Here is a 12,872-nt window from a genome sequence, read left to right on the forward strand (position 1 = left end):
ATGAGCCTGCATTTTAGCGTGCTTGCCAGTGGTAGCACTGGAAATGCAATTTATGTCGCAACAGAGGAGCATTCTTTATTAATTGATGCTGGTTTGAGCGGCAAAAAGATGCAAGAGTTATTTACCAGAATAGATAAAAAGATAGAGGACCTTTCCGGTATCCTCGTTACACATGAGCATAGCGATCATATCAAGGGGATCGGGGTGCTTGCGAGAAAGTACAAGCTCCCGGTCTATGCGAATGAAAAGACATGGAAAGCGATGGATGGCCTGGTTGGCGCCATTCCGACCGATTTGAAATTCAATTTTGAGACGGAGCGGGTCAAAACCTTTGGTGATTTGGATGTAGAGTCATTTGGCGTTTCTCACGATGCAGCGGAGCCGATGTTCTACGCTTTTCATCAGGGAGACAAGAAGCTTGTCGTCATTACTGATACAGGCTATGTCAGCGACCGGATGAAAGGGATCATCTCGAACGCAAACGCGTATGTATTTGAAAGCAATCACGATGTGCAGATGCTTCAGATGGGACATTATCCATGGAGTATCAAACGCCGTATACTCAGTGATGTCGGGCATGTATCCAACGAGGATGCAGCGCTTGCCATGGCTGATGTGATGGGCGATCAAACTAAGCGTATTTATTTGGCGCATTTAAGTCAAGATAATAACATGAAAGAACTAGCGAGAATGTCTGTAGAGCAAACACTTGCCACACGGGGGATCATCACCGGTGAGCAGGTCGAGCTATATGATACAGATCCAAAATCTCCAACTGCGCTGGCTTTCGTGTGAAATCTTAGGCTTTTAGCGCCTTTCTTTTTGTCTTTTCCGAAATGAAAATGCAAAGGAACAGCTCCAGGCTAAAGCCTTTCAACACAAAAAGTTGCGGTTCGGAGAGATGCATTTTCCAGGAAGGAAGGATATGAAGTGGGATACTACGACCAGCATGATCATTCAAAAAAGAAAAAAACAGGAAGAGGATACTTGATACCGGGCCTTATTGGACTATTACTCGGGGCATTTCTTTTCATGGTTGCCATTCCGTCTTTATCAAAAAATGCAACTCCTGACCTGAGTGAGCATGAGCCAAGAAATGAAGGAGAAGTTGGCCGATTACCAGAACCTGGAGAGGCGGGATCAGCTGAAATCCGAAATGTCTCCGTCAATGTTGAATCAGGCATTACGAAGGCCGTCGATGCAGTAGCTGAAGCGGTAGTTGGCGTCATTAATTTGCAGCAGTCCTCGTTCTGGGAAAACGGCGAGGTCGAAACGGACCAAGAAGGTGAAGCGGGTACTGGATCTGGTGTCATTTACAAAAAGGAAAATGGCAAAGCCTATGTTGTCACAAATTTTCATGTCATTGAAGGAGCAGGAGAAGTAGAGTTGAGCCTGATTGATGGAACGAGGGTACCGGCAGAAGTGCTCGGTGAGGATCCTTGGATGGATTTGGCGGTTCTGGAAATGAAGGATGAATTGGTGACAAAGGTTGCTGATTTCGGAAACTCTGATAGTGTGCGTACAGGAGAGCCTGTCATTGCAATCGGGAATCCACTCGGACTTCAATTCTCCGGATCTGTGACTCAAGGAATCATTTCCGGAACGGACAGAAGTATTCCGGTTGACATTAACCGAGACGGAACCTTTGATTGGCATGCGGATGTGATGCAGACCGATGCCGCCATTAATCCGGGTAACAGTGGCGGGGCTTTGATCAATATCCAAGGCAAGCTAATCGGGATCAACTCCATGAAAATAGCCCAGCAGGAAGTAGAGGGTATCGGACTAGCCATCCCGATCAACTCGGTGATTCCAGTCATCAATGACCTGGAGCAGTATGGAGAGGTTAGAAGGCCATACTTTGGGGTAAGCATAGGTTCCTTATCAGACGTATCCAGCTACCACTGGCAGGAAACATTAAAGCTTCCGGATAAGGTCAAAGCAGGCGTATACGTTACGGGAGTTTCCCCTGGATCTCCAGCAGCGGAGGCAGGACTAAAGGAATATGACGTCATCGTCGAAATGGATGGCGAGCCTGTCAGAGACGTCATAGAGCTTCGGAAACACTTATATAACGAAAAAGAAATCGGAGACACGATGGAAGTGACGTTCTATAGAGGCAAGGATGTAAAGAATGTTTCTGTGAAGCTGTCCGAAGAATCGTCTTAAAAAAGGGGGGAGATTTCTCCCTTTTTGTGTGCTTTCGTTTATAAACATGTGGATAAGTGGTATTCTTGTAAGGGGAACAAGGTGTAGAAAGGAATGAACACAATGAAATGCTGTCTGGAACATATAGAACTGGCAATGGAAATGTACATAGATGAACACGAAGAGGCACCAATACTGGAGATGGTGCCCGAAGATGAAAAGTTATCAACAACCTGTGAATTCTGCTCCGAACATGCAGTATATATGGTGGGGAACTAATATTCGCATACTAAATGTGGATAGAAATTGTTGATATGTGGATAACTTCTGTGGATAAACTGTTTGCAAGGCGGGGATGACTGTGAATATCTCAATAATCACAATTGGGAAGCTAAAAGAAAAATATTTGAAACAAGGAATAGATGAGTACCTGAAGCGACTCGGCGCATATGCAAAGGTGGAGGTTGTGGAGCTATCCGACGAAAAAGCACCGGAACAGCTGAGTGATGCTGAAATGCTCATCGTCAAGCAGAAGGAAGGCGAACGGATCCTTTCGAAAATTTCGGATGAAACCCATGTCATTGCGCTCGCCATAGAAGGAAAGCAGCGTTCTTCCGAGCAACTGGCAAGTGAAATAGATAAACTCGCTACATATGGGAAGAGTAAGATCGCTTTTGTTATTGGCGGCTCCCTAGGTTTGAGCGATGAAGTGATGAAAAGGGCGAACGATACCCTGTCCTTTTCGAAGATGACATTTCCTCACCAGTTGATGAGGTTGATTTTACTGGAGCAGGTGTATCGGGCGTTTCGGATTAATCGGGGTGAACCGTACCATAAATAGAGGCAAAAAAAGTTGAAGATAAGGTGGTATTTTGTCTTTTGAATCAGTACTTGAGGAACTTTCCTCTGAATAATCCGATTCAATATATAGTATGTGGAGAAGTGTAAATGTCTTAGACAGATTGACTTCAGTAAAATCAAAATCAAGTTCAATTTTATCAATGGTCCGAGAACGGCCATCGGCATGTTTAATTGTGGTCTTATTTAGCAAAAGCTGAAAAAGCTGTTTTTTCTTTTCTCGTGGAGACTGTTGAAAGGCTTGGACATACTTTTCTAATAAATGTCTAACCACGTCTGGTGGAATTATTTTCGAATCTGATGAACTTAGTTGAACACTAAGTTCATTTTTCTTTCGTTCTAAGTCATTCCTTGAACTAGTTAACTTCTGTAACCGTTCCTGTAACATGGAAACAGGCAGGAGATTTTGTTCAAATGCTTCCAAATATTTTTCTTGAATGGCACTGGTTTCTTTAAGCTCTATTTCAATATTCTTCAACTGCTCTTTTAATTTCACATTCGACTGAACTGTGTCTTTATTTATATTTTCTATGGTTTGATGAATGTTGTCTGAATCGTTTAGGAAAGCTGTTATACGGTTAATGACAGCGTCTTCTGCATCGTAGGCTCTAATCGAATTTGCTTTACAAGCTGATGATCCTTTGTTGTGGAACACTCCACAGACATAATAGCGGTGTTTTCGTTTCTCTCCATCTTTTTTTGTAGAAGTTGTGATAGATGGAACCATTCCATGACCGCAAGTAGGACATCGAAGGATACCACTTAAAATGAAAGGTTCGTTTGACTGACGCTGCTTAAAGGACTTACTCTGTCTTCGTGCTTGAACAATATTCCAAAGCTCGTTGGAGATAATTACTTCGTGTTTTCCTTCAACTAGGATGGGGTTAACATTTTTACCACGCCTTCTCTTTTTATCCCAGTTCACAACTTGTAACCAACGGATTTTACCATTATAGATAGGATTATCTAATATTGTAGCAATACCATTAATTGAAAAGTGTTTACCGCGTTTTGTCCTATAACGAGCTTTATTTAAGTGATTGGCTATAGCCTTAAGACCGCTGCCTTCTGCATATAAAATAAAGATCAGTTGAACAATTTCTGCTTCTTTGGGATTAACAATAAGCTCTTTTTCCACAGAATCATATCCGAAGACCACTCCCCCATTCCAACTACCTTCTCTAGCCCTCTGTGTCATTCCGAGCTTCACATTTTCTGATAAAGTATTTCTTTCCATTTCAGCAATGGATGCCATCAGTTGAACGACAAGTTTTCCAATCGGACTCGATGTATCAAAATTCTCCGAGTAAGAAATGAACTTTACATCATACTCTTCAAATTTATCTAGCAGGACAAGGGTATCCAACATATTACGCGAAAGGCGTGATATTTTCCATACAAGTACGGCTTGAAATTTATTCATATCAACATCCGCTATAAGTCGTTGCATTGCAGGTCGGCCCTTTATATCTTTACCACTAATGCCTTCATCAACGTATTCCTCAGCAATTTTCCATTCATAAAGGGATGTATATTGACGTAAAGTTTGTAACTGGGCAGAAATACTATATCCTTCGCTTGCTTGTTCTTCAGTGCTAACTCGAACATAAATTGCCACACTTTTTATTTCATTCATTTTACTCCTCCTTTAACTTTTATAACAGTATTGGTAATAAAGGAGGTGAAAAATACCCAATATTGATTTATCAATGAGTGTTTCGATAGTATGTTTAATATATAGAAAGTATGAATTCAAGAATATTAATTAATTGAATCCGAATTATTTTTTGTGCAATTGAGCCAACTCATCTAGGATTGTACTTCAAATAACAGATTATTTAGTGGAAAAAAGTTACAAACTTGCTGGGATATAAAATTTTAAGAATGAAAATAGGACAATAGCCATCATAATTCATAATTTACGGTTTTAGGCCATAACGGCTCATTTTTCTCCTAATCCCTCTATTTTATATAGAATTTCTTTTTTGACAAAATATTTAACTCTACAATTTTAATCAATATATAGTGGTGTCGAAAAATATATTATACTATATATTGTATTTATTGTATTTCTACTGATATAATTATACATACATGAGGAATAGGTAGTTAAATGTTCTTTTTTGTAAAAGGTATTATTTGTGGATAAATGTCGTATTATTAATTAAGGGTTGGCTTTGAATAAAAACGAACATTATTAATGTTTTTTGTTATAACGTTCGTGTTTTATCTTGACTTTTATTCCTGAATTGTTTATGGTTAAAATAGGTAAAAGCAAAGAAAGTGAAAAAGGCATGCAAAAAGACGAGGCTTTTTCCATGCTAAAGAATGTATTATGTAATTCGACTAAATTCATAATACAAAACATTATAATTGAAAGCAAGATTATGAGCATATATTTAACAAAACGTTCGGTGTAATGTTCGCATGATAGCTATTCAATTAATAAAATTCTTTAGATTATTGAAATTGCTTCTCCTGTAAGAAGGGGGAAAATAGGGTACAGGCTTGTATGTTTTATTCACTCTTAATATAGATAAATACAAGATTAGGAGTGATCGATTTGGAAAACAAAAAAAATCGCGGTGGACAAGGTATTGACCCTCAACCGCAAAAAGGAAATGACGATAAAGGTCATAACGGAAATGGTAATGGCAACAACGGTGGTAACAAAGGTGGACATGGCAGACCCAGAACGCCTGGAACTTCTCATCCTTCGGTAGCACTATGGATAAAGAAGTAATTGACAAACTCAATGCCGTTTTCGGACCGGTAAAATGGTTTGAACAAAAAATCTTTGGAGGATTCAAAAATGAGGGATGGTTCGTACTTGAAACCGTCCCCCTCCCTCCGGAGGATGAATTGGAGCCGGTAATTTCTGATATTATAAACGGGTGCATGGTTGATATTGCGGATGGGAAAGTAAGACACTATTCGGGTTGCGGAAACCCAGAACATAAAATAAATGACCATCGGATAAAATCTGTTTTACCTCATCTGAAGGAGCAAAGCTTTAAGTTAGCTGTGTGTACGGGGACGGATAAAATGCTTGAAGGGCAACCTATTGTTATTTCTCTAAACCCGCGGATTACTTACACAATTTATCCGGATCATCCCCACCTTAACCAGGGCGGCTATATACAGGAAATAAATAAATACCTTCCTGACTCATTTTGTTACGGCTATACTGTGGAACCAGATAGATATGGACCGACTAATTATGACCGTTATATTAACACCTTTGATGAAATAACCTTATGGTTATTGCGTCATCAAATATGGGAGGCAGTGCGTAATAAATTCGGAAAAGGTGTTTGGATTGGTCCTCACGCTGGCCAACTCCCATCTTGGTCATTTGTAAATAAATTAAACCCATTGGGAAAGTGTAGATGCGGCCGCAAAAAGATATATAAGGATTGCCATCTTCCACTTGATTTAAAGCCTGAGATTACACATTATGCAAAGCGTTACAATATACCAGAGAAGGCTGTTTTATCCAATAAAATAAGCGGTCTGACATCCATGTGGAGTAAAAGGGTGTTTATTCCAGAAAGCCATATGATCAGCCAAATAAATTTAACTTTAAAGTAATACAAGGACCTGTTCGAAGCCGAGAGTTTTGGACAGGTCCTTTTTTAATGATGGGCACAGTAAAATATAAAGGCCTCTTCTTTGTTTAATGATCTTGCTTAACAACATGACCTGAAAAATAGTAAAAATACAATTAAGGAATTACTTTTAGATTCAAAGTTTAATCTGAAAAATTCTATTAACTGGGTCTTTCCTTAAAAATTAAGCTGAATAAATGCTGCTTCTTCTAATTGAGCTGAAAAGTCAGGTAACTATATTGCTAATGGATAGGTGTTAGAATTTAATCGAGTTGGAGAAGAAATATAGTAAAAGATTAGTTCAAATGTAGGACAAGGAGGAAAAAACCAATTGTTTAGCGAATAAAGAGAAATATAGAGTCAGGAGATTTTCAATACACCAGAACCTATCATGAACTTTAAAAGAGTAACAGGAGTAGATATTTAGTGACAAATGTTTTTATAGACACACAAGTGTTTGTACAAAAGAATTTTAATTATGATAATGACTTATTCATGAAGCTAAAAAGTGCTTCTCAAGATGGACTCATCACAATTTATTTAACGGACATAGTAAAAAAAGAAATAGAATCTAAAATTTATGAACAAGTATATGAAAAGGTAAAAAACATCCATACAAAATTTGTAAAGGATGCAAAAATTTTAAAAAATCTTAGTGATTACAGCAATTCTTTTGATATAGGCGAAAGATTAGAAGAAATCTTTAATGAATTAATAAATCAGACTAACCAATTTTTAAAGGATGCAAGTGTTGAAGTTATTTCTGTTAATGATGTTTCACCTGCGTTTATTTTTGATATGTATTTTAAGGGTATCCCTCCTTTTAGCAAGAAAAAGAGAGAGGAATTTCCCGATGCTTTTTCATTAGTAGCTCTTGAAAACTGGTTTAAGCAACAAGGTGGAAAAATTTGTATTGTAAGTGATGATGAGGATCTCAAGAATTATTGTGAAGAGAGTGAACCTTTAATTTATGAGCCTTCACTTGAATCTTTTTTTGATAATTTAATTAAGAACAACAATTATAAGCATCAATTCATCATATCAGTATATGATGCTAACTTGGATATTATTGAATCTTCCGTAAAGGACCACTTTGAGGAACATTGGTTTACATTGTTAAATGAGGAAGGAGAAATCGAAAAAGTTGAGGTTCAATCGATTGAACTAGATGAAGATCCTTACATAATTGATGTTGACGATGAAGAAGCAACGGCGACAATCGCATTCAATGCAATTGTTTCATTCCTTGCCGATGTATCTTATGTAGACTATTCAAGCTCGTATTATGATAAAGAAGAGGGGAAATATTTTTATTTGGAAACTGTAAATGGAGAGATTGATGATGCCGTTACTGTATCAGTACTAATGAAAATCAATTACAATTATCATGAAAAAGAAGAGTCAGAAGTGTGTAGTGTCTCTTTAAATGAAGGCGAATCAATAGAGATTGCATTCCCTTATGAGTATTAAAATTGGTTTCCTTTTAGAAAGAATCAAAATTATTTTGTACTTCTAATTGCAATACTAATCTATCTGTTATATTGTAAAGTTAATATAATTTAGTAACTAAAAGCGAAGCACGCTAGGTTACATAGTCTATCAATCTATTTAGGTCGATAGCTATGTTCCCTTGCGTGCTTTTTTTGTTTGTTACAGAAGGAGGACAGTTACTGACTGTAAACAAATTGTGTTAGTCAAAGTGGATGCATTACAAAAAAATTGGAGGAAGAAGTAAATGAAAAACAATAAAATTACTACCGTTTATGCTAGAACTGGCTCAAAGAAGCAAAATTTCCAATTACAGTTAGAGGCTGCTGGCCCTTATTTAAAAGGTATTGAACCAGCAGATTTGCTCTACTTTATTGACGAAGGAGTACCTGGATCGTCTCAGCCTTTAGAACTGATAAAATTAATTAATCTAATTAGAAAAGATCTAGTAGATACTTTGGTCGTCTATGATCGCAGTCGTCTAACTAGTAGTGTCGATAACTATCTGCAGCTAGTAAATTTAATCAATAGACATCAAGTTAAGGTGATTTTTACATCGACAGGGGAAGAAAATCATAGACTTGAAGATCTATATTCAGAAGGTTTTATAGCCTTGATGCTGAAATTAGAAGGAATTATGTTGTCAAACCGAATAAAAGAGAGTAAAAAGAGAAAGCAGAAGGGGTGAAAATTTAAAATAATAGGAACATCTTTCTTCAAAATTCCTTACCATTAGCTGTAATCAGAATAATTCGTAGTAATGATAGTACTAATTAAAAATACAAAGATAAATCGGAAGGACCGGATTATCTTGTGTATCTTAATTTCCTTTGGAGATTAAGTTCTACACGAGATATCCGGTCTTTTTTTTGTTCTCGAAACAGTAGCCTATCTTTCTATGAATATCACAAGGAGGGAGAATAGTGAATAAGGCTTTTGAGAAATATGATTTCCCACAATCAAGCCCAAAGAAGGTTATTATTCCGAGAGTCATCAATAAAGATGCACAGTTACAGGTGGCTTTTCAATTAAAGCTGGACTTAACTGAACCGGACTCGAAAGGCAATCTAAAAGAAAAGGAAGTATAAACCTTACACCTCCTGTCAAGTATGAATATATCAAATACTTGGAGGAGATGAACACATGTCAAGATCAAGGATAACGAAAATTTCTTACTCACAAGATCTTTCAGCAGAATCTGCTGTGTGGGTTCAAAAACTAGTTACAAAACTGTTAATCAATGAATTAGACATTGATTGCTCTGTTAAGGTAAAGCTTCTTCACTCAGCTGATCAAAGATTTAGATACAAAGGAGGTAAATAATTTTTGCAGAGAAAACTCGTTGTCGTATACTTGCGAGTTAGTTCAAGCTCGCAGAACTTACGCGAACAAAAGGATGCAGCAAAAAAGTATTTAAAGATGAGAAACATAAATGAGGAAGATGTACTCTTTCTCGAAGATTTTAGTGTTTCCGCAACAAAAAACGATGCAAATAATCGCCCTGCTTATAAGAAATTGCAACAAATAATAAGAGAACGCAGAGTTGCTTTACTTATTGTTTATGCTCGTGACAGAGTTCAACGGAACTTTTATGAAGCCTCTGAATTCAATGAGCTTGTTAATGTTTATGATGTGGAAGTTGTATATACTGCTTCAGATGAAGCTCCTTTCAACAAAAATTCCAGTATCGAGAATTTCTACGGGATTTTTAGTCAACAGGAAGGTAAGAACATCGGAAGACGTACCCATGATGCTATTAAAAGATATCCTGGGGAAGTCATTGGCTTCAAACGCATTAAAGAAACACAAGAGAATGGTCGTACAAAAGTGCGATTCTTGTTGGATAATGATCGAAGTATTGTTATTAAATCGCTATTTGAAGAGTTTAGTCAGATTGAAACAAAAGAAGAGTTTGTTAATGTCTTAGCTAAGTACGGAAAAAAGTTAAATGGACATGCAACCGTAATGAAAATTTTACAAAGGCCATTCTACTCTGCGTATTGTCTCACTGATTACGGCTATGATGAACTCAACCATGTAGAAGCACTCATTCCTCTGAGGCTGTTTGAAAAAATCCAGGCTATCCTTAATCAATTTATTGAGGAATACCATGAAACAGTTTCACGAGCAAAAGACAAGGTGTTACTCAACCCCATTTGTGGAGTTTGCAATAAAAAAATGGTATTCAAAAAGATCCTGGACAAACCTTCTTACTTTGTATGTAGTTCCCGTCATAAGAAAGTGGTTGTCGAAGTAGATGAGTTCAATAAGATTATTGAAGAAACAATCATGAAAGAAACAGAGTTATTTGTTTTAAAAGAGTATGAATCTATTTTCAAGATGCACCTTCGTGGAATAACAGATAATCTGGTTCATCGTAAACAACATAAACAACATCTACTAAACAAATCAATGTTGTCTTTAGCTAGTGATTTTTACTCCAAGCATGCGAAGTTTAGTTTGGAAATTCAAAGGACACATGCTGAAATTGATGAGATAGATCATGAAATCACGTTGTTACAATCATTAAGAAATGAAATAAAAACGATTTCTCAAATTGTACAACCTGCTCTTGGAAGTTTAACAAAAACCGAAAAAGAAACTTTGATAGAGCTCCTTATTAAGGGCGTTAAGGTTCATCAGGATTATTTTGAAGTAGATCTTTACTCTTTAGTCAAAGGAAAAGGAGTTAGATAAAAGTGGTGATAAAACTCAGACCTGCTGTAGGGTACTTGAGAATTTCTGACAATAAGCAAAAAGATAATCATTCTGTAGAAATTCAAAAGAGAATGATTACTGAGAAGGCGAAACAAGAAGGCTATGAAATCATTTTATGGAGATTCGATGAAGCTGTAAGTGGATTTCGTAAGAGAGCATCTAAACGAAAGAATATGCAATTACTTCTCGAAGATGCAAAAGAGGTTGAAGCAATATTTTTCTATGACGAGTCTCGTTTAACACGAAAAATTTATGACTTTCAGCGTGAAATTTATCTTCCTATTAAGGAACAATTTCCAAAGATAAAATTCTATAGCTCTGAATCATCTGGTGGTGAATGGGATCCAAACGATCCTCTAGTCCAAGCAAAGTTGGTTTTTGCTGCTGAAGAATCCCATATAAAATCTAAGCGAGCAAAAGATGCACAACTCAGCATTATCGCAAATAAAGATTCTGACAAACCAAGTCGCCCTGGTACAAGAACACCGGCTGGATATGATTTAATCGAAGGTCTATTAATACCAAACGCTGATTCCCCAATTGTAACTAAGATATTTGACATGGCATCTTGGGGCTATTCGAATGGGAAAATTGCAGATGTATTAAATGCTGAGAATGTTAAAACAAAGCATATAAGCCAATGGCATAGCAGTACTATCGATTACATCCTAAAGAATATTGTGTATGCAGGTCATCTTAGTTGGTCTGTAAAGCAGATCCAATCACCCTTGAATAAAAGAAATAACGGAGATTTAGAGCCATTCAAAGATGTACATGATCCTATCATATCACCTGTCATGTTTTCTGTTGTTACCCAAGTTAAAAGCTATAAGGAAAGATACGGCAAACTAGAGACACCATTTTTACTTAGGAACCTCTTATATTGCAGCCAATGTAACACAGCGTTCAAGACAAAAGACAATTCACCTAAAGGCAAAAGCGGGAAATATCGAGTGTATCGATGTGAAAATTGCATAATGAATATTAGCGCAGATGACATTCATGAAGAAGTTAAATCTGATCTTTCAAAGAAATGGACATCCAATCTGCACCAAATGATAGACGAAAGTAAGTCTGCCCTAACAGATTGGATGAAAACATTAAAAGCTTGGAAAAAATCAGTAGAACAAACGGAAGAGCGAATTCTCTTTAATGAACGAATGCTAGGCCAACAAGAAGAGCAAGAATACATTGCTACTATCTTCAAGAGCTCTAAAGAATTAATAAAGGAAGAAAAGCTAAAAATTAATCAGGCAATCGAAAAGATTGATTTACTAAACAATGACATGGCATTGCTCGAGGTATATTCTCATTTCAAAAAAGCAGATATTTCCTCATTATCAAATAATGAATTAAGGGTATTGTGCTTAACTTTCATTGATAAAATCCAGTTATCTATTAGTAGAGATAAGGATTTCACACTCTCTATAAATTATAGGCTAAACCCTTTCGTTGAGATCGAAACTAGCACTGGACAGATAACCGAAGAGTTATTAAAGCAACTGCCTGAAAAACCGAAGGACCTGAAATTGAAAAAATAAACTAAAACATCCTATCTCCAAAATCCCTTGATATCAATGGATTTTGGAGAGGGTCTATCGGTGAAGTAACCAGAAAAGGATACTTTTATGGTTGTAAAATCGAAGCCGTTATTTACTTTATGGTCAAAAAACCGACATTATAAACGGTATTGAATAATCTTTTGAAAAATTTTTTCGCTTATGTTCGCCATTAGTACAATACCCAATTATCATATGGAGTAAGGAGGTGTTCAAATGTATATTTCTTTATCAAAATCACCAGTTGGGTATATGAGGGTAGCAACTAAGAAACAACTTGTAATGGGAAAATTAAAAATTCAAAATGATAAAATTAATCAAACTATGAGCAGTAATCCTTATGCTATGTTTAAACAAATTCTGGGAATCAAGTATAATTATCAAGATCTCCCAAAGGTTCATGGTCTAATTATGGAAGAGTATCTAAAAAAATTTCTAGGTAGGCTTGGAAATAATAATATATGAACAATAATCCAACTCACCACAACCTGCA

The 12,872-nt window shown here is 36.7% G+C and carries 13 protein-coding genes; 12 read left to right on the forward strand and 1 reads right to left on the reverse strand.

Annotated features, from left to right (window positions below; genetic code table 11):
- The 4 genes from ABN702_RS20520 (at window position 1) to rlmH (ending at window position 2,989) form a co-directional block, all read left to right on the forward strand.
- A complete protein-coding gene (locus ABN702_RS20520; RefSeq protein ID WP_417898453.1) occupies window positions 1-795 on the forward strand; it encodes an MBL fold metallo-hydrolase in 795 nt (264 codons plus the stop codon).
- Window positions 796-930: 135 nt separating this feature from the next.
- Window positions 931-2,169, forward strand: coding sequence for a S1C family serine protease (locus tag ABN702_RS20525; RefSeq protein WP_417898454.1), 1,239 nt, complete (start codon window positions 931-933; stop codon window positions 2,167-2,169).
- Between the two features lie 93 nt (window positions 2,170-2,262).
- Window positions 2,263-2,427 carry a CxxH/CxxC protein gene (locus ABN702_RS20530; protein ID WP_417898455.1) on the forward strand — a complete coding sequence of 55 codons (165 nt, stop codon included), beginning with the start codon at window positions 2,263-2,265 and terminating at the stop codon, window positions 2,425-2,427.
- An 82-nt stretch (window positions 2,428-2,509) separates the two neighbouring features.
- Window positions 2,510-2,989: a 23S rRNA (pseudouridine(1915)-N(3))-methyltransferase RlmH gene (gene rlmH / locus ABN702_RS20535; protein ID WP_417898456.1), complete on the forward strand. Its 480-nt coding sequence runs from the start codon at window positions 2,510-2,512 to the stop codon at window positions 2,987-2,989.
- Here the strand turns inward: rlmH and ABN702_RS20540 are convergent.
- A complete protein-coding gene (locus tag ABN702_RS20540; RefSeq protein ID WP_417898457.1) occupies window positions 2,930-4,642 on the reverse strand; it encodes a recombinase family protein in 1,713 nt (570 codons plus the stop codon). The two genes, rlmH and ABN702_RS20540, sit on opposite strands and share 60 nt — an antisense overlap.
- Before the next feature lie 927 nt (window positions 4,643-5,569).
- Between ABN702_RS20540 and ABN702_RS20545 the strand changes: the two genes are divergently transcribed.
- The 8 genes from ABN702_RS20545 (at window position 5,570) to ABN702_RS20580 (ending at window position 12,844) form a co-directional block, all read left to right on the forward strand.
- Entirely contained in the window at window positions 5,570-5,749 is a 180-nt protein-coding gene (locus ABN702_RS20545) for a hypothetical protein (RefSeq protein WP_417898458.1), read from the forward strand.
- Complete coding sequence (locus ABN702_RS20550; protein WP_417898459.1) at window positions 5,734-6,597, forward strand: hypothetical protein; 864 nt, start codon at window positions 5,734-5,736, stop codon at window positions 6,595-6,597. Before ABN702_RS20545 ends, ABN702_RS20550 begins: the two co-directional genes overlap by 16 nt.
- A 443-nt stretch (window positions 6,598-7,040) precedes the next feature.
- Window positions 7,041-8,084 carry a PIN domain-containing protein gene (locus ABN702_RS20555; protein ID WP_417898460.1) on the forward strand — a complete coding sequence of 348 codons (1,044 nt, stop codon included), beginning with the start codon at window positions 7,041-7,043 and terminating at the stop codon, window positions 8,082-8,084.
- Between the two features lie 265 nt (window positions 8,085-8,349).
- Window positions 8,350-8,790: a recombinase family protein gene (locus ABN702_RS20560; RefSeq protein ID WP_417898461.1), complete on the forward strand. Its 441-nt coding sequence runs from the start codon at window positions 8,350-8,352 to the stop codon at window positions 8,788-8,790.
- A 235-nt stretch (window positions 8,791-9,025) separates the two neighbouring features.
- Window positions 9,026-9,190, forward strand: coding sequence for a hypothetical protein (locus ABN702_RS20565; RefSeq protein ID WP_417898462.1), 165 nt, complete (start codon window positions 9,026-9,028; stop codon window positions 9,188-9,190).
- Window positions 9,191-9,428: 238 nt separating this feature from the next.
- Window positions 9,429-10,799, forward strand: coding sequence for a recombinase family protein (locus ABN702_RS20570; RefSeq protein WP_417898463.1), 1,371 nt, complete (start codon window positions 9,429-9,431; stop codon window positions 10,797-10,799).
- A 2-nt stretch (window positions 10,800-10,801) separates the two neighbouring features.
- On the forward strand, window positions 10,802-12,361 hold the full coding sequence (locus ABN702_RS20575; protein ID WP_417898464.1) for a recombinase family protein: 1,560 nt from the start codon (window positions 10,802-10,804) through the stop codon (window positions 12,359-12,361).
- A 234-nt stretch (window positions 12,362-12,595) separates the two neighbouring features.
- Entirely contained in the window at window positions 12,596-12,844 is a 249-nt protein-coding gene (locus ABN702_RS20580; RefSeq protein ID WP_417898465.1) for a hypothetical protein, read from the forward strand.
- Window positions 12,845-12,872 lie beyond the last annotated feature (28 nt).

The organism is Bacillus haimaensis, from assembly GCF_048270625.1.
Lineage (GTDB): Bacteria > Bacillota > Bacilli > Bacillales > Bacillaceae_I > Sutcliffiella_A > Sutcliffiella_A haimaensis.

Bases quoted from the DNA above. Each gene is read 5' to 3' on its own strand.
- ABN702_RS20520 (WP_417898453.1), top strand. From the start codon at position 1: ATGAGCCTGCATTTTAGCGTGCTTGCCAGTGGTAGCACTGGAAATGCA.
- ABN702_RS20530 (WP_417898455.1), top strand. From the start codon at position 2,263: ATGAACACAATGAAATGCTGTCTGGAACATATAGAACTGGCAATGGAA.
- ABN702_RS20540 (WP_417898457.1), bottom strand. From the start codon at position 4,642: ATGAATGAAATAAAAAGTGTGGCAATTTATGTTCGAGTTAGCACTGAA.
- ABN702_RS20550 (WP_417898459.1), top strand. From the start codon at position 5,734: ATGGATAAAGAAGTAATTGACAAACTCAATGCCGTTTTCGGACCGGTA.
- ABN702_RS20560 (WP_417898461.1), top strand. From the start codon at position 8,350: ATGAAAAACAATAAAATTACTACCGTTTATGCTAGAACTGGCTCAAAG.
- ABN702_RS20580 (WP_417898465.1), top strand. From the start codon at position 12,596: ATGTATATTTCTTTATCAAAATCACCAGTTGGGTATATGAGGGTAGCA.